Source organism: Anaerococcus sp. Marseille-Q5996, from assembly GCF_946893725.1.
Classification (GTDB): domain Bacteria; phylum Bacillota; class Clostridia; order Tissierellales; family Peptoniphilaceae; genus Anaerococcus; species Anaerococcus martiniensis.
This window is the reverse complement of sequence record NZ_CAMPPE010000003.1, coordinates 145,227-163,163: the sequence shown is the minus strand read 5'-3', so window position 1 is coordinate 163,163 and position 17,937 is coordinate 145,227. Positions and strand designations below refer to the sequence as shown.

Genomic DNA, 17,937 nt, shown 5'->3' with positions numbered 1-17,937 from the left:
AAATTTTCTCCTTAATGTTTAAAGTGACGTGACTTGCTAAATACCATGGACATCTCGTATTCATTACATTTATCAATAGAATCTTGGTCTTTAATAGATCCACCTGGTTGGATAATTGAGCTAATACCCATTTCGTGAGCAAGTTCTACTGTATCTGGGAATGGGAAAAATGCATCTGATCCCATAACAGCTCCAGTGAAATCTCTATCTTTAAAGTGGTCTTTTATAGATTCTAGGGCCCAAATTCTAGATTGTTGGCCCGCCCCACATCCTAGGGTTTGCATATCTTTTGCAACTACAATTGCATTTGATTTTACATATTTAACAACTTTTTGAGCAAATAATAGGTCTTTGATTTGAGCTTCTGTTGGTTTTTTATCTGTTACTATTTCTATCTCATCTTTTCCAAAGTCTTTGCCTTGGATAAGGACTTTTCCGTTTAGGTATCTGATTTCTTCTTTTACTGTTTCATTATCAAAGTCTACCTTTACTAGTCTTACATTTTTCTTTTGAGTTAATATTTCTAATGCTTCATCTGTAAAGTCTCTTGCAGCAATGATTTCAAGGAAGATTTTATTCATTTCTTCTGCAGTTTTTTCATCAACTATTCCATTTACTGCAACAATTCCCCCAAAGATTGATTGGCTATCACATTCGTAGGCTTTTATGTGTGATTCGTAAACACTGTCTTTTTTAGCAACTCCACATGGTGATTGATGTTTTAGTGCTACTACTGCATTTTCTCCTAACTCCTCAGCAAGCTCCAAAGCTGGGTTTAAGTCGTTGTAGTTGTTGTAGCTCATTTCTTTACCATGGATTACTTCCATATTTTCCATTAGACCTTTTACAAATGGATCATTGTAAAGAGCTGCTTCTTGGCCAGGGTTTTCTCCGTATCTTAATTCACTTTCTTTTTCAAAACCGTAGGTTTTGTATTTTGCTTCTTCACCAGTTAATTCTGAGAAATATCTTGCTATTACCGAGTCATAAAAAGCAGTAAGGTTATAAGCTTTCATAGCTAGTTTTTGTCTATATGATAAATCTAAATCATCATTTTTGATTCTTTCTAAAAGCTCATCATAGTCAGCTGGGTCTGTTACTATTAAAACATCTTTGTGGTTTTTTGCAGCTGATCTAACCATTGATGGACCACCAATGTCAATATTTTCTATAATATCTTCTGGATTTCCTTTTTCTAAGGCTTTTTGAAAATCATAAAGATTTACTACAACTATATCTATTGGCTTGATATTATGTTCTTTTATTGTTGATACATGGCTATCTTCATCTCTTTTAAAAAGAATACCACCATGCACGTATGGAGAAAGTGTTTTTACTCTGCCTTCTAAGATTTCTGGGAAATTTGTAATTTCGTCTATCTCGATAGCATCTACTCCACTTTCTTTTATTTTTTTGTATGTACCGCCTGTAGATACAATCTCTACTCCTAAATCACTTAAGCCCTTTGCAAGGTCTTCTATGCCTGTCTTATCTGTTACTGAAATTAATGCTCTCACTGCTCTTCCTCCAATTTTTTTATTACTTCTTTTAGTGTTTGATGCTCTACTTTTAAAACTTCTTTGCTGATTTCTTCAGCATCTTTGCATTTACTTATGTCTACTTCTTTTTGCAAAATTATGTCTCCCTCATCTAAGTTTTCATTTACAAAATGGACTGTAACTCCGCTTATTTTTTCTTTATTTTCAAAGACTGCATTATGGACATTCATCCCATAAAATCCCTTGCCTCCATACTTTGGCAATAAAGATGGGTGGATATTTATAACTGTAAAATCATCTAAAATTTTTTTACTAATTTTAACTAGATATCCTGCTAGCACTATTAAATCAATATTATGATCTTTTAGTTTTTCTATTATTTCATCTTCATCCTTGCTGATTAGATAAGCTATATTATTTTCTCTGGCATATTTTAGTCCAGCCGCATCTTTATTAGAAACCACATATTTAATTTGACTTTTAAAATATCCCTCATCTTGAGCATCTATAAGTGCCTTAAAGTTGCTGCCGCCTCCTGATATAAATACTGCAAGATTCATATTTCATCCTTTTTTACTGGATAATCTCCTGTAAAGCAAGCCTTACAATAATTATCTGGATTTTCAACAAGTTTTAGCATGCTATCCAAATCAATAAATTCTAAGCTATCCGCCCCAATTTGTTTTCTTATTTCTTCAATATCTAAGTTTGCAGCTATAAGTTTTTTCCTATCTGGTGTGTCCACTCCGTAATAGCATGGATACATAAATGGTGGAGATGTTACTCTAAAATGGACTTCCTTTGCCCCGGCTTTTCTCATTCTCTTTATTAGTTTGGCACTTGTGGTACCACGGACTATAGAATCATCTACCAAAACAATCCTCTTTCCGTTTACAACAGATTTTTGAGGACTAAGCTTTAATCTTACAGCTAAATCTCTCTCTTTTTGGCTAGGTTTTATAAATGACCTACCCATATACCTATTTTTTACAAGTCCTTCCGCAAATGGTATACCTGATTCTTGGGCAAATCCAATTGCTGAAGGTGTACCAGAGTCTGGTACTGGGCAAATCAGGTCAGCTTCAACTGGCGCCTGCCTATATAAAAGCTCCCCACATCTTCTCCTAAACATATATGAATTTACATTTTCTATATTTGCATCTGGCCTGGATATGTATATATTTTCAAAAATGCAATGTTTATTAGAAATTTCCTTATCAGATATATTAGAATTTATACCGTCTTTATCAATTATTATTATTTCCCCCGGTCTAATATCCCTATAATTTTCTATATCTAGTATTTCTATAGCTGAATTTTCACTTGCAAGAACAATGTTATCTTTATCTTCTCCTAGCATTAGTGGTCTAATACCATGATAATCTCTAAAAGCAATAATTTTATCTGGCATAGCTACTACACAAGAATAAGCTCCCTCAATTACTTCCATGGTTTTTCTAATAGCAATCACTATGTCACCATCAAAATATCTGGCTATTAAAAGCAGTATTAGCTCACTATCTGTGTGGGTATGGAAGGAGATTCCCTCTTCTTCTAATTTTGCCTTTAACAAGTCATAATTAGTCAAATTGCCATCATGGGCAAGAGAAAACTCATGATTTTTTGAAAAACTTACTAAGGGCTCAATATTATAGTCATTATTACATCCTTGAGGTGAACATCTCACATGGCCAATTCCAAATTTGTAATTAGAATCTTCTAGGTCAATTTCCTTAAAAACCTCACTTACAAGTCCCATTCCCTTTGTCCTACGTAGAGTCTTTCCATCAGAAAGAGTAACTCCTGCTGAATCCTGTCCCCTATGCTGGATAGAGCTAAGTGAATAAAAAAGTTTTTTATTTATATCCTCATTTGTTTTTATTGCAATTACTCCGCTCATAAAATAATCCTATCTACCTCCTTAGTTCTTTAAAAAATCATAAAGAAAAAGAGAACTCTATTGTGAGTTCTCTTTTATGCATGTAAAAATAATCCTGCTGGAAATTTTAGTTTTTTGATGTAGGCAAAGATAGAGTAGCAAAGGCATGAAAATACTAGTTCATCTGCGAATGTCATGTTGATAATACATTTATTGTTCATAGTCCCCTCCATCTATCCCTTAAATTTTTATATTATATGAATATATTATAAATAATTTTAGAAATATTTCAAGTGCTAATGTTAAAAAAATTTTACAAATTTAAAACAATCCTACAATTTCGCCATTTTCATCTATATCTATCTGATAAGCATTTGGCTCTTTTGGAAGGCCTGGCATAGTTAAAACATTATCTGTATAGGCTACCAAAAATCCTGCTCCAGCATTTACTCTTACATCTCTTATAGTAATTTCATAATCTTTTGCACTTATATTTTTATTTGGATCATCTGATAGAGAATAAGGAGTTTTAGCTACACATATTGGCAAATCTCCATAACCTAGACTTTCAATTCTAATTATTTCTTTTTCAGCCTTTTGTGTATAAACTACTTCTCTTGCCCTATAAATTTCTTTGGCAATTATATCAAGTTTTTCTTTTGCAGGTAGCTTTTCATCATAAAGGTATTTAAATTCATTATCATTTTCGCAAAGTTCCACTAAATTTTGGGCAAGCTCCACCCCACCTTCTGAACCATCTGTGAAAACTGTTGTTTCTATGGCTTTTACAGTTAATCTTTCAGTTAACTCTTGCACCAATTTTATTTCTTCATCAGTATCAGTAGCAAATTTATTTATTGCAACCAATATATTATTTCCAAATTTTTTCATATTTTCTATATGAATTTGCAGATTTTTAAATCCTTTTTCTAGATAGTCTAGATTTTCAGCTGCTAGTTCATCTAATGGCATACCTGCATGGTATTTTAAAGATCTAATTGATGTTACAATCACTGTGGCATCTGGTTTTAAGTCACCTAATCTACATTTTATGTCATTAAATTTCTCAGCACCAAGGTCTGCACCAAAACCAGCTTCTGTTACTACATAATCAGCTATTCCGAGAGCAGTTTTTGTGGCGATTAGCGAGTTACATCCGTGGGCGATATTCGCAAAGGGCCCACCGTGGATGATTGCAGGGGTATTTTCTGTAGTTTGGACAAGATTTGCTCTTAGAGCATCTTTCATAATAACTGCAACAGATCCCGTCGCTTTTATATCATCAACGGTTACAGGATTATTTGCATAATCATAAGCTACAATCATTTTGCTGACCTTTTCTCTAAAGTCTTCCATGCTTGTTGCAAGGCAAAGAACTGCCATCATTTCTGTTGCAACTGTTATATCAAATTTATCTTCACGAGTTACACCATCTGTTCTATTTCCAAGACCGATTACAATATTACGAAGAGATCTGTCATTTAAGTCTACACATCTTCTCCATACAATTTGATTTGGATCTATATTTTTTTCATTGCCTTGGTAGATGTGGTTGTCTAATATTGCTGCAACAAGATTTACGGCTGAAGTTATAGCGTGAAAATCTCCTGTAAAATGAAGATTTATCTCATCCATTGGTAGTACTTGGCTGTATCCACCACCTGCTGCTCCACCCTTTCTACCAAAGGATGGCCCTAATGAAGGCTCTCTTAAAACTGAAATAGCGTTTTTACCTATTTTATTTAAGGCCATTGATAAACCTATATTCATGGTGGTTTTTCCTTCACCACTTGGTGTCGGATTTGTAGCTGTAACTAAAATTAATTTTGAACCCTCTTTTTTCTTATCAGCATAAGATAAATCAAGCTTAGCTTTATACTTTCCAAATTTATCATACTTATCAACTGCTAAATTTTTACAAATCTTATCGATTTCTTTTAGCTCAACCTCTCTTGCTATTTCAATATCTGTCTTCATTTTTCTTCCTTTCACCCTCTTAAATATTTTTATATATATAAATTATCACTAAAAATAATTAATTACAAGTATGTTATATAATTATAATTTTGTAATAAAAAACTCAAGTCTGCAAAAAATAGCAAACTTGAGTAGCTTTTAAAATTAAATTGTTATATCTTTTCCTTCTAGGATTAAGTTCATATTTCTCATAGAACACATTGCCCCACACATTGTGCAAGTATCTTCCTCTTCAGGTGAAGACTCCGCTCTATAGGCTCTACATTTTTCAGGGTCGATTGCTAATTCAAACATACCTTCCCAATCAATTTTTTGTCTTCTTTTACTCATTTCAAGATCCCATTTATCTGCGTCTTTTAACTTTGCAATATCTCCTGCGTGTGCTGCAATTTTTGCTGCAACAATTCCATCTTTTACATCATTTACATCTGGAAGTCTTAAGTGTTCTGCAGGTGTTACATAGCATAAGAAATCTGCTCCGTGGCTTGCTGCAATGGCTCCACCGATGGCACTGGTAATGTGGTCATAACCTGGTGCAATATCTGTTACTAATGGTCCTAAAACATAAAATGGTGCATTATGGCACAATTTTTTTTGTAATTTTACATTTGTTTCGATGTCATTGATTGGAACGTGTCCTGGTCCTTCAATTATAACTTGAACATCTTTTTCCCAAGCTCTTTTTGTAAGCTCACCTAGGGTAATAAGTTCAGCAATTTGCGATGGATCAGTTGCATCGTGGATACCACCTGGTCTTAGTGAGTCTCCAAGTGATAAAGTCACATCGTATTCTCTAAGTATGTCTAGTAATTCATCGTAGTATTCGTAGAATGGATTTTCTCTATCATTCATCATCATCCATCCAAATAATAAAGATCCACCACGAGATACGATTTCATTTATTCTTCTATTTCTCATAAAGATTTCAGCATTAGCTCTGTTGATACCACAATGAATGGTTACAAAGTCTACACCATTTTCAGCATGGTTTCTTACGACATCTAAGAATTCTTCAGCCTTAATGTGGCTTAAACCCTTATCTAAAAATCCGATTGCATCATACATAGGAACAGTTCCTATCATAGCAGTAGATTTTTCGATTAGTCTTTCTCTAAATTCTTGAGTTTTACCGTAGTTTGATAGGTCCATGATTGATTCTGCACCCATTTTTAGGGCCATATCAACCTTTTCCATTTCAAGGTCAAGGTCGTTAATATCTTTTGAAATACCAAGGTTAACGTTTATCTTAGTTTTAAGACCTGTACCGATTCCTTCTGGAGAGATTGAGTTGTGATTGATATTTCTTGGAATGACAATCTCACCTTTGGCAATTTTTTCAACTAAGTACTCTTCACTAACATTTTCTTTTTTTGCAACTATTTTCATTTCTTCAGTTACAAAACCATGTTTAGCCGCTTCCATCTGTGTTTTATATTTCATAAATTAAAAAAAACCTCCTAAAATTACTTATAGGAGTATAAATATGCTCCATTCCCGTGCAGGCATTATCCTGATTGGTTTAATGGTCGAAGTCAAAGCTTCCTCTCAGCACAAAGCTCCCATAGGTTGATAATTTACAATTAATATTATAAGGGAGATTTTATGATTTGTAAAATATTATTAAAATCAAATGATATAAAGCACAATAAAAGCAAAATAATAATTCAAATCCTTATGGTTTAATCCCGATATTTATATTATAATCTATATAATAAGGAGAAGTTTATGGAAGAGAAGAAAAAACTAAAATTTATTTTTATTGTATTTGTCCTTTTAATCAGTTTTGGAATCCTAGGCTATATGTATTTATTAGACCTTGATTTTGTAGATGCGCTTTATATGACTGTGATAACTGTATCTACCGTAGGTTTTCGTGAAGTTGGAATATCTAATGACCAGTCTGAACTTTTTTCTGTACTGATGATATTTCTAGGAGTTGGCGTAGTTGGTTATGCTTTTACTACTATAGTAGCTATGTTTGTTGAAGGAAAGCTTGTAGATATATGGAAAGGTAGCAAAATGGAAAGAAAAATCTCCTCTTTAAATAATCATTATATAATATGTGGTTCTGGTGAAATGGCAGAAGTGATAATAGATAAATTTGTAGAAGAATCTTTGGATTTTGTTGTAATTACTAACAAACACAAGGATCTAGATGAATACAGTCATGATAATATATTAGTAATAGAGGGTCAATCTACTGAAGAAAGTGTTCTTGAACATGCGGGAATAGATAAGGCCAAGGGGCTGATTGCTACATTAGATGCTGAGGTAGATAATATAGTAACAGTGCTTACTGCTAGAAACCTCAATAGTGAAATCTACATTATTGCAAATGCGCTTAGTAAGTCAGGTAGTAAGAAACTCATGAAAGTCGGGGCCAACAAGACTTTATCTGCTATTGAAATAAGTGGGAATAGAATGGCTTCTCTTATGATAAAGCCAAATATAATTTCATTTTTGGATGTAGTCACAAGAATAGGTGATGTCGAACTTGATCTTGAAGAAGTAATCATAAAAAGTGGATCATACTTAGAAAATATAAGTCTACTAGATGCTCAAATTCCAAACAAAACTGGACTCATAGTACTAGCGATCAAAAAACATGAAGATAAGCAAATGATTTTTAACCCACCAATTGATTACACCTTTAAAACTGGTGATGTATTAATAGTGCTAGGCAAAGAAGACCAAGTTAAAAAACTTAGAGATTTGGGAGATGGAGTAAAATAAATCTAACTATATCTGCTAAACTTTTATCTAACTAAATAGATTAAGTAACTCTAATATAGACAAAATTATAATCTAGCTTTGAAATAATCTTCTTATAATCAGTTATGTTTACCTGAATTATAAATCAGAACTACCAGCTTAGCTGGTAGTTTCCACAGCGCCTATAAGGCGCGAATACCGGCACGCCCCTACTGGGGCTATCGAGTATTCCATCACATGCACCACTATCCCAACTACTACTTAAGCAGTTTTTTATTTGTTTTTATTTACTGACTCGACCGTGCTAAAGCTAAATCCCTCCACCTGCATAGCAGGTGGTTTTTTGTTTCGCTCTCTTTCGTTCGCTCAAGTCGCTTAAGTGGACAAATAATAATATGTAAAATTTATATTTTATATATTATTACAACAAAATAGCTTTTAATATTATTGATTAAAAAATTTATCATAATTATCTACTAAAAGTCTCAGCCTTTGAACTTCATTATCTAGTAGGTCTTTGCCCTCTTCAGTAATAGTGTAATGCTTACCTTTTTTATTAACATCTACTCTAATTATCAAATCATCTTCTAAAAATTGGCCTAATAATGCATACAGTGTTCCTGGTGCTAATTTTATCCTTCCCTTTGTAATTTGATTTACCCAAGAAGTTATCTCAGCCCCATTTCTAACTTCGTCTAGGGACAAAAGAATGAAAAACATTGGCTCTGTAAGTGTCTGATATTGGTTCCTTGCCATATTCAGTCTCCCAATTCTTTCTCTAAGGCAATTTGTATTTCTGGATTCTTTATATCGCCTATCACTTTTAAAACTGTTTGATTATCCAATATTATATATGAATTCTCATTGGCCAAACTATAGGTCATATCGTAAGAATAATCACCACTTATATCTTTAACAAGGTCTGAATTGTATGGATGGTTTTTGGCATTTTTTAATTCTCTTTTAAATAAAGTTCTTGCTAAATCTCTATTTTTAGTAACAATTTTTTCCACTTGTAAATCTAATTGTTCATCTTTATAAATAGTATGGCTTTTTGTTAGCAGACTTTTTTTAAGATGAACTATATCAGATGTATTATCTTCAAAATCTTGACCTGTGATAGATAAGCTATTAATGCTAATAAAGGTAAAAATTATTGTAATTATGACTACAGATAAAACCATCAATTGCTTTTTACTTTTAGTCTTAAAATCTGTCTTCTTTATTTTTTTAATTGATACAAAAATAATTATAGGAAGTAGTAATGGCATTAAACTTACAAGTATAAGTCCATTCTTGTTAGCCATCGAGCTTGATAATATATTACTAACAATACCAACAATTAGTAAAACAAAGGATATGATTGAGGTAATTGCATATATTTTTGAATAAGCAATTTTGGAAAACTTAATATCTCCTATACTTTCCGCATATTTATTCTTATTTCTAAAAGAAATATTATCTAATATAGAAAGGAGAGCAAATATCAATAATAAAATACTGCCTGGATATAAGAATATTATCAAGTTAGAATAAAATATTTCAGGCGAATGGAAACTTGCACTCATAAAAAATAAATTAAGTAATAGAGCAAATCCTGACAAAAGAATTGAGATTAGTTCACCTTTTATTCCCTTATTTAGAACTTTTAATTCTTCCAAGTCATCATTATAGAGAGACTCTGCCGCATCTTTTTCTAATCTATATAGGTTCATATTAAAACACCTATCAATTAAAGTCCATCCATAATCTTTAGACATCTGATCAAAATCATCAAGCTCATCTTTAGTAAAAGATGAAAAGTATCCCTCATTTTGGACTAAGGATATCTTATAATTTACATTTTCTTGCTTAGCTTTCTTAAATTTATGAACAAAAGGTAGAGGAATTTTTTCTATTTGCCAGCCCTTTTTTGCCATGTCTTCATACCATTTTTCTACTAATCCAAAGTTTGAATATGTTAAGTATCTAAATTTTAGCATCAGCCTAACTCCTTTCAATATCGACTATCGATACTTAAATTATATATCGATATTCGATATATGTCAACGGAAAATTTAAAATAAAATACCCGATAATCGCTTAAGAAAAGCCTGTCGGGTGTTATTATCTGCACTCATATTATTTAATTTGCATTATTAAATAGCATCAAAAGCTTGTTTAATATCATCTATTATATCGTCAATGTGTTCAGTTCCTATTGATAAACGTACTGTTGCCTTGCCTATTCCTTGGCTTTCTAACTCCTCGTCATTTAATTGGGAGTGAGTTGTAGTTGCTGGATGGATTACAAGAGATTTTACATCTGCAACATTTGCTAGATTGTAGAATATTTTTAAATTATCTATGAAAGCACGTGATTTTTTCTCTCCCATTCACATATAGAAAAACTAAAAGTAGCTGAAAATACAAAAAAATTACTGGTGTTTTTAATATTACATGGAATTATATTTTAATCCAGATTAAAGAAGGCCTTAGCTTTGAAAAAGCACTCAAATTAGCTCAAGAAAAAGGATATGCCAAAGCTGATCCATCAGCTGATATAGATGGCATAGATACAATGAGAAAAATAAACATCACATCTTCCCTCCTATTTGATAGATACTTTGATGAAAATAAAATAAAGACTAAGGGCATTAGAGATATCAAAGAGTCAGATAAAAAAAATGCTCTTGCCCATAATAAAACCATAAAGATCATTGGCTATGGAGATGATAATGGCAAAATATATGTAAGAGCAGAGGAAGTAGAGCAAAACTCAATACTTAGCTTACTAAAGGGCGGAGAAAATGCCATAAAATTTGATAGTAAAAGTGCAGGAGAGATTGTAATAAAAGCAGCTGGAGCTGGTGGTAGAGAAACTGCTTATTCGCTTGTGAGCGATTTTATAGACATATATGGGGAATAAATCATAACTTAAAGAAGGGAAGAAGGCGAAAGCTACTCCCCTTTTTTTATTGTCCATGCTTTTCTTTCAAAAAATTTTCAATAGCTTCTTGCGATTCTACTTGAGCTTTTTTATTTCCCTGAAGACTTCCACCAGTTTTTATTCTCATACTTTCTAAGTTTAATACATCACTAGCACCAAATATATGTCCAGCATCCTCATATGATAAAAGTTTAGCTTCAGGTAGTTGACGTTGGATATCATTTGCCATACTTAGGCTATCCCACAACTGATCATCTTTACCTGCAATCATCAAAATATTTACCTTAATATCTTTAATTGGAATCAACTTGCTACTATTATTTTCATCTGCCTTTACAGCACTTGAATAGGTTTCTTTATAAGATATAGGCGCTTTTACTATCGAAGATAATACTATATTATTCAAAAAAGCACGAAAAGAACCTTTTTGTATATCAATATAAGGAAGCTCTTTACCTTCAAATGCCCAAGAAGATCCATAATCATTAAAGTCTAGACCTGCAAAATTATAACTTGATGGAGCGATTAAAACAAGATTTGAAATTTCAGAATATTTGCTAGATAAATTTAGAGCATACTCAGCACCTTTAGAAGCTGCAATGACACTTATAGGTCCTTGGTTATTTTTATTTTTATCTAGTTATGACAAAACATCTTCAAATTGCTCAAGTGGTACTCTAACCAATGTTTCTTGTTGATTTTTCATACCAAACATAAATATTGCAAAAGTTTCAAAACCCTTTTTAGCTAGTTGCTCTGCAGTTTCAAAATTAGGACTTCCTTCAGAACCACCATAGCACAGCAAAACACCCTTGTATAATTTTTTCTCAGGAATAAAATGAAATCCTTGAAAACTCCCTTCATCAACAAATTTAATATCTGCACCTTCGATGTCTGTTGGATAGAGGTTAATATTGGTTACATCGTTATAGAATTTAGAGGTTTCATCATTATCAGAATCTTTATATTTGTAGTCATTATAACTTCTAGTTAAGAAAACAATAGCGAATAAAGTCACTGCTATAAAAAAGCTTCTCTTTAAAATTTCCTTTATCTTTTTCAAAATTTAATCCTCCAATCTTTACATAAATATTACCCATATTTATGTAACAATGACTTATTTTTATATTTTGTTGGATTATCTTGAATTTATAAATGTTTTTAGTACTCACAAGTGTTATCTAACCTTACCTAAATGAAAAAATGAAATAACAATTTGATTTTTAAGAGTCGTAAGAAAACTGTAAATATTATTTTCTTGATATATATTAGGTTTTCAAAATCTAGCGAGTGGTAATTCAAAGTGATCGCATTATTCCAATATTACAATTCAATATATATATTAACTAATTCCCATAAATTGAATAGTGATTGAAAATTAAAAAAAGGCAAGATTGACTTTAAACAGTCTTTCTTACCTCTATTCATTATATCTAATAATATTTATCATTTAGATAAACGAAAACGCAATAATCTTGTTTATAAAGTTGATGCATCAAGAAGGGCCTTAGAAAACTTAACAGTATCCTCTAAAAACTCATCATCTGGTACCCATGATGCCTTTAATTCTTCGTCAATAAGTTTAAATCCAGCCTTTTCAAGCTCTTCCTTTAAAACCTTGTTTCCTTCTCCAGACCAGCCGTATGATCCAAAGACTCCAGTTACTTTATCTTGAAACTTAAGTTCTTGAAGAAAATGTAGCCAGCCAGATACAGTAGTAATTGCGGATCTACCAACTGTAGGAGATCCAACAGCTATTGCCTTTGACTTAAAAACTTCTGTCATTATGTCGTTTCTGTCCATTTCTGCCACAGATAAAACCTTTGTTCTTGTAGATGGTGAAAGTTCTCTAATATCCTCAGCTATTTTATGAGCAATCTTCTTTGTTGCTCCCCACATTGAATCATAGATTATTGTGACTTGATCTTCCTTGTAGGCATCAGACCATTCAGCATATTTATTCACTATCTCTAAGGCATTTTCTCTCCAAATGCTTCCATGACTTGTGGCTATAATATCTATAGGTAAATTCATTGCCACGATTTCTTCAATCTTCTTTTTGGCAAAAGAAGAAAAAGGAGTTAAAATATTAGCATAATACTTCATGGCTTCATTCCAAAGTATAGTAGGATCTGCTTTGTCATTAAAAAGTTCACTTATTGCATAGTGTTGGCCAAAGGCATCATTGGAGAATAGTATGTTGTCCTCTGTCATATAGGTTGCCATGGAATCAGGCCAGTGAAGCATGGTCATTTCGACAAAAACCAATTGTTTACCATTTCCTATATCCACAGAGTCACCAGTTTTTACAACTCTATAATCCCATTCCGGATGGTGGTATTGACCAATAAGAGACTTTTTACCATTAGCAGTACAGTAAATTGGAGTATCTGGAATTTCCTCCATAATTTCTAATAATGATCCAGAGTGATCAGGCTCTCCGTGGTTTATAACTATACAGTCAATTTCATTTAAATCAATTTCACTTTTTAAATTTTTTACAAATTCCTCTTTGTGAGGCGTCCATACTGTATCAATTAATACTGTCTTTTCTTCTCTAATTAAGTATGCATTTTGGCTTGAACCATGATGCACAGAATATTCTGTTCCATGGAATTCTTGCAGTTCCCAGTCAATTTTTCCAACCCAATAGACATTGTTTTTAATTTTCTTTTTCATTATTTATCCCCACTTTCTTTGTATTTTTCGAACATTATAGAGTTTTCCTTAAATATATGAACAAATACATCTTTTACTAGTTTTTCTAATAATTTATAAGTGTATTTATAGGTATTGCAAGCATCTTCTGGAGCAGTGAACCAATCTGTCGAATCTATCATTTCTTTGATAATATTCCCTGCTTTTTCGTGGTCAGATTCTAACTCTTCAACTTTTTTTATAATTATTGAATTTGGATTTTTATTTTCGAGTATTAGTGGAAAGGTAATTTTCTCTTCTGTGATGAAATGTTCTTCCAAGTCTTTTTTTAGATCAGCAAACAATGAGTGGAGCTTCATCAATTCTTGGCCATGGTTACTATAGTGAACAGAAAGAATTTTATTTAATAGGGGGTCTATTTCAAATAATAAATCTCTTTCCTTTTCGTGGTGATCTATAATTAAAGAGTCCACCATCTCTTTAATGCTTATATTTTTAAAATCTTCTAAATCCATTCCTTCTTTTTTAGAATTATCGAATTCTATATTATTTTCGATACTTTTTAGGAGATTCTTTGAATCCAGTTTTTTTTCATGAGCCACTTCTTCAATGGTCTTATATCCATTACAACAAAAATCAATTTTTTCCTGATTGAAAAACTCCATCATACTGCTATCTATCTTTACTATGTCTTCTATCTTGGTTTTTGTATTTATCATATTAGCCTCCTATGCTTTTCCTAATCTTATTTTAAGTCATAGAAGGATATATTTCCGTGTTCTATATCACAATTTATAAGTTTATCAGCTTATTTAGATTAGAAAGATTCTTTATTTTTATTTTTTTATAAGATTGATTTTCAATAAATCCTTCTTTTTCAAGTTCAGACAGCTTTCTAGAAACAGTTTCCCTAGTTATATTTATTGATGATGCTATATTTTCTTGGTTGAGCTCAATTACATCGTTTTTAGTTATTCTGGCCCTATAAGCCAAAAAAGCTGCAAGTCGTAAGTAAGAATCTTTTATTGAAAGGATTTCTAACATCATTTCAGTTTCATAGACTCTTTGGCTCAATGACTTTATCATTTTTAAGGAAAAATCATGGTCTTTAACTAATATATTTCTAAGAGTAATCTTATCAATTTGACAAATACCGGCTTTTTCAATTGCTTCTCCATTGACCTGATAAGATTTGTCTAAAAAAATTGAATCCTCTCCAATTATATCCCCTTGGACATAGATTTTTCTAATACTTTCCCTTCCATTTTCATCATAGGTGGAAGTTTTAATCTTTCCATACCTAAGAATTATTAACTTATCTATAGGATCTCCAAAAGAAAATACACTTTCACCCTTATGATAATCCTTATGATCGGCAGTAAGATAGATACTTTTTGATTGATCAACTCCTAGTTCTTTAAAAAGATTAATCTTTGATAAGCAATTGCCGCGGGCTTGGCATGCTTTACACATCTGCATGGCTTCCTCCTAATATAATAATTTACTTGTTGTATATATTAAGTATCTTTAAGTTCATGGTAAATATTCTATGATTTACATATACCATTATAATACTGTTTGTATGACTCCCTTCTCAACATGTGCCTTACTCAGTGCAATAACTATTAGATGGTACTTATCACTTCTTTAAGTAAAGCCAGCTTTTTGGCGTTTTTAGGCTCTTGAAAGTCTTATACCAAAACTCTATAACTCTTTCTAGATCTTTAATTATGCCTGGATGCTCTAAAACTCCAGCCTGTGCTCCATATAGATCTATCAAGTGCAATGATTGTAGCAATAACTCCATCTGTTTTTTTGTAGATTTTTCCTTATCTGCTTTTGTGTTTCCATCAGGATTTGTTCGTTTAAGATATTGGCCATCATCCATCATTGAACTGGATTACCTTCATTGGCTATTTTAAAGCGTCAGTTTCAGTAAATCTTTGTTATAAAATCTTATTAATATATCTTCATAATAGATTAAAAAAATAATGACTTCTAAGATTTCTTATAATCCCAAAGGACTGTTAATCTAATTTAACTTAATTTTGTTTCTACATAAAATCGACGCTTTCACAGTGGCTTGAGAGGTCTGTATAGATAAATTTTGAGATTTTAAGTTATCCTTGTATGTGGAAATATGTTAATCAATGAGCATCTTATATTATATTATTCTAGAGAAAAGAAAAAACAGCCCATAAAATGAGCTGAACCCCAAAATCCGGAATACGAATAGAGGAGTTCAGCTCATTTGCCTTATCTGGCTTTAACCTTATATTATATTTCAAATTGGAATTTCATTCCATCATCTGTACTTGTAAACTCATAATTTTTATTGTACTTTTCAAGAATATTTTTCACTATAAATAATCCTAGTCCATTACCCTTATCATTATCATTAGAATAGAATAAATTAAAGGAGTCTTCTATTTCTTTCCTAGTCATTGTTGAACCAGTATTTTCAACCACCAAATAGGCTCTGTCCTCAATATTTTCACTATAGATTTTAATTGATCCTTTTTCAAAAGTATATTTTATAGCATTGCCATATAGATTAGTTAATACTTTTTTCAGGGCAAAAGGAGACATGGTGCTCATTTTATCATTTATATTTACTTGTAAATTTATAGCTTTTTCTTTTTGTAAAATTTCATATTCAGAAACTACTTCTTCTACACTTGTTTTGATAGGACTATGACTGTCTATTTCCTCAAGTTCATGTAGGCTTGATAAGGAAATAATTTCAATAATCATCTTTGATAGCTTATCCACAATTTGTAAGGATTCATCTAGATATTTATCCCTATCCTTATATTTACCAATATTGTAGCGCATATTTTCTAGGATTACATTCAAACTAGCCAGAGGCGTTTTCAATTCATGAGATGTAGCCCTTAAAAATTCAACTTTTTTCTTTTCTAATTCTAACATGGCCTTGTTTTTCTCATCTAAGTCATCTATGACAGCTAGTAGTCTTTGGTAGAGAATATTTATTTGATTTTTTAAATCTCCAATTTCATCATTGGAATTTACTTTTAATTCAGCTTGCCTATCTATATTCATCATCCTATTGGTAACATCTTTTATATCCAGTATTGGTGATACAATCATTTTACTATAAATATAGGCAGTAACTGTAGAAAAGAAAAATGAGAAAAATATAGAATATGGTAGAAATTGTAAACTTAAATCTTTTGCGTCCTTTTTAACATCAGTTGCAGAAATAAATTGTATATCATATTCTTTCCCATCTTTAGCAACAATTGATCTTTTTTCTATAACTACAGAGTGGCTATTGCTTTCAGGATCTAGAATAACATCTCCAGGAACAGAAAAATCAAAGGTTTCAACATCTTGTATATAAGCCTTGACCTGGCTATTTTGAGAATATATCTCTAAAGTATCCTTGATTAATTCAATATCTTTATTATTTAGGCTCTTAGATAAATCATCAGCTTTAATGGTCACATTATCCTTTATATCCTTGATATATATTTTTGGAAAGACAGTATAAACTATCAAATGTATAAACAAAGTTAGTATACTTAATATGGAAAATGTAAGTATAAATATCTTAGGAAATAATTTTATTTTTTTCATTTCAGCTCCAATTTGTATCCTACATTCCTTATAGTAACAATACAATCCAATTTAAGCTTTTTTCTCAACTCTTTTATATAGACATCAATCACCCTATCATATGGAATATCTTCCGAATCTTTCCAGACATTATCTAAAATTTGCTCTCTAGTTAAAACCCTATCCTTGTTTTCAAGTAAAAAATGTAGGATTTCAAATTCTTTCGCATTCATGTCTACTTCTTTTCCATCTAAAAAGGCCTTGTAACTTACAAAGTCTACTTCAACATTTTTATATTGGAATAAGTCTTTGTTTTTATAATGTTTCTTTATAAGGGCTTCTATTCTAAACTTCACTAGTCTTAATGAAAAAGGTTTTTCTATATAGCCATCTACTAAGGCAGAAAATGCTTGAAGCTTATAATCTTCATCATTATAGGCTGTTAGAAATAGGACAGGCATATCACTAGTTTTTCTAATTTCTTTTAATAATTCAATACCTGTCATATAAGGCATTTTAATATCCAGTAAGGCTAAGTCTATTTTTTCTTTTTTAAATACTTCAAGGCCTTGCTGTCCATCTTCCGCCTGGTAAATTTGATAACCACAGTCAGTTAGAAACTCTGCTAGTCCTTCTCTTATATTTTTTTCATCTTCTGCTATTAGTATTCTCATTTATCTCTCCATTATCTTTATAAAATAATT

General features: G+C 31.6%; 18 protein-coding genes and 1 pseudogene. 2 read left to right on the top strand and 17 right to left on the bottom strand.

Features of this window, described 5'->3' with window-relative positions; genetic code table 11:
• Nucleotides 1-11: 11 nt before the first annotated feature.
• The 6 genes from purH to thiC all read right to left on the bottom strand — a co-directional run bounded on the left by purH (nt 12) and on the right by thiC (nt 6,795).
• On the bottom strand, nt 12-1,517 hold the full coding sequence (gene purH / locus OC526_RS05210) for a bifunctional phosphoribosylaminoimidazolecarboxamide formyltransferase/IMP cyclohydrolase (protein ID WP_262122558.1): 1,506 nt from the start codon (nt 1,515-1,517) through the stop codon (nt 12-14).
• Nucleotides 1,514-2,059 carry a phosphoribosylglycinamide formyltransferase gene (locus tag OC526_RS05205; RefSeq protein WP_262122557.1) on the bottom strand — a complete coding sequence of 182 codons (546 nt, stop codon included), beginning with the start codon at nt 2,057-2,059 and terminating at the stop codon, nt 1,514-1,516. The genes purH and OC526_RS05205 overlap by 4 nt, the downstream gene beginning before the upstream one ends.
• Nucleotides 2,056-3,399 carry an amidophosphoribosyltransferase gene (gene purF, locus OC526_RS05200; protein ID WP_262122556.1) on the bottom strand — a complete coding sequence of 448 codons (1,344 nt, stop codon included), beginning with the start codon at nt 3,397-3,399 and terminating at the stop codon, nt 2,056-2,058. The genes OC526_RS05205 and purF overlap by 4 nt, the downstream gene beginning before the upstream one ends.
• Nucleotides 3,400-3,473: 74 nt before the next feature.
• Nucleotides 3,474-3,599, bottom strand: coding sequence for a hypothetical protein (locus OC526_RS05195; RefSeq protein WP_262122554.1), 126 nt, complete (start codon nt 3,597-3,599; stop codon nt 3,474-3,476).
• A 100-nt stretch (nt 3,600-3,699) separates the two neighbouring features.
• Nucleotides 3,700-5,355, bottom strand: coding sequence for a formate--tetrahydrofolate ligase (locus OC526_RS05190; RefSeq protein ID WP_262122553.1), 1,656 nt, complete (start codon nt 5,353-5,355; stop codon nt 3,700-3,702).
• A 144-nt stretch (nt 5,356-5,499) separates the two neighbouring features.
• Nucleotides 5,500-6,795 (bottom strand): phosphomethylpyrimidine synthase ThiC, encoded by a 1,296-nt coding sequence (gene thiC / locus OC526_RS05185; RefSeq protein ID WP_262122552.1) that lies wholly within the window; start codon nt 6,793-6,795, stop codon nt 5,500-5,502.
• A gap of 285 nt (nt 6,796-7,080) precedes the next feature.
• Here thiC and OC526_RS05180 point away from each other — a divergent pair, with 285 nt between their 5' ends.
• On the top strand, nt 7,081-8,088 hold the full coding sequence (locus tag OC526_RS05180; RefSeq protein ID WP_262122551.1) for a potassium channel family protein: 1,008 nt from the start codon (nt 7,081-7,083) through the stop codon (nt 8,086-8,088).
• A gap of 423 nt (nt 8,089-8,511) precedes the next feature.
• Here OC526_RS05180 and OC526_RS05175 read toward each other — a convergent pair whose 3' ends face one another.
• The 3 genes from OC526_RS05175 to OC526_RS05165 all read right to left on the bottom strand — a co-directional run bounded on the left by OC526_RS05175 (nt 8,512) and on the right by OC526_RS05165 (nt 10,442).
• Nucleotides 8,512-8,823 carry a PadR family transcriptional regulator gene (locus tag OC526_RS05175; protein WP_262122550.1) on the bottom strand — a complete coding sequence of 104 codons (312 nt, stop codon included), beginning with the start codon at nt 8,821-8,823 and terminating at the stop codon, nt 8,512-8,514.
• 2 nt (nt 8,824-8,825) lie between these two features.
• Entirely contained in the window at nt 8,826-10,049 is a 1,224-nt protein-coding gene (locus OC526_RS05170) for a DUF2812 domain-containing protein (RefSeq protein WP_262122548.1), read from the bottom strand.
• Nucleotides 10,050-10,205: 156 nt separating this feature from the next.
• Nucleotides 10,206-10,442 (bottom strand): PLP-dependent transferase, encoded by a 237-nt coding sequence (locus OC526_RS05165; RefSeq protein ID WP_262122546.1) that lies wholly within the window; start codon nt 10,440-10,442, stop codon nt 10,206-10,208.
• 41 nt (nt 10,443-10,483) lie between these two features.
• Here OC526_RS05165 and OC526_RS05160 point away from each other — a divergent pair, with 41 nt between their 5' ends.
• Complete coding sequence (locus OC526_RS05160; RefSeq protein ID WP_262122706.1) at nt 10,484-10,975, top strand: hypothetical protein; 492 nt, start codon at nt 10,484-10,486, stop codon at nt 10,973-10,975.
• Nucleotides 10,976-11,021: 46 nt separating this feature from the next.
• On the opposite strand, the pseudogene OC526_RS05155 reads toward OC526_RS05160, so the two are convergent.
• The 8 genes and pseudogenes from OC526_RS05155 to OC526_RS05120 all read right to left on the bottom strand — a co-directional run.
• A pseudogene (locus tag OC526_RS05155) lies at nt 11,022-11,612 on the bottom strand (acyl-CoA thioester hydrolase/BAAT C-terminal domain-containing protein); the annotation flags it as partial.
• Between the two features lie 24 nt (nt 11,613-11,636).
• On the bottom strand, nt 11,637-12,059 hold the full coding sequence (locus OC526_RS05150) for a hypothetical protein (protein ID WP_262122544.1): 423 nt from the start codon (nt 12,057-12,059) through the stop codon (nt 11,637-11,639).
• 416 nt (nt 12,060-12,475) lie between these two features.
• Nucleotides 12,476-13,675: an MBL fold metallo-hydrolase gene (locus OC526_RS05145; protein WP_262122543.1), complete on the bottom strand. Its 1,200-nt coding sequence runs from the start codon at nt 13,673-13,675 to the stop codon at nt 12,476-12,478.
• Complete coding sequence (locus OC526_RS05140) at nt 13,675-14,373, bottom strand: DUF542 domain-containing protein (RefSeq protein WP_262122542.1); 699 nt, start codon at nt 14,371-14,373, stop codon at nt 13,675-13,677. Before OC526_RS05140 ends, OC526_RS05145 begins: the two co-directional genes overlap by 1 nt.
• A 73-nt stretch (nt 14,374-14,446) precedes the next feature.
• Nucleotides 14,447-15,133 (bottom strand): Crp/Fnr family transcriptional regulator, encoded by a 687-nt coding sequence (locus tag OC526_RS05135; RefSeq protein WP_262122540.1) that lies wholly within the window; start codon nt 15,131-15,133, stop codon nt 14,447-14,449.
• A 160-nt stretch (nt 15,134-15,293) separates the two neighbouring features.
• Nucleotides 15,294-15,545 carry a hypothetical protein gene (locus OC526_RS05130; protein ID WP_262122538.1) on the bottom strand — a complete coding sequence of 84 codons (252 nt, stop codon included), beginning with the start codon at nt 15,543-15,545 and terminating at the stop codon, nt 15,294-15,296.
• A 386-nt stretch (nt 15,546-15,931) separates the two neighbouring features.
• On the bottom strand, nt 15,932-17,254 hold the full coding sequence (locus OC526_RS05125; protein WP_262122537.1) for a sensor histidine kinase: 1,323 nt from the start codon (nt 17,252-17,254) through the stop codon (nt 15,932-15,934).
• Complete coding sequence (locus OC526_RS05120) at nt 17,251-17,907, bottom strand: response regulator transcription factor (protein ID WP_262122535.1); 657 nt, start codon at nt 17,905-17,907, stop codon at nt 17,251-17,253. Before OC526_RS05120 ends, OC526_RS05125 begins: the two co-directional genes overlap by 4 nt.
• Between the last annotated feature and the right edge of the window lie 30 nt (nt 17,908-17,937).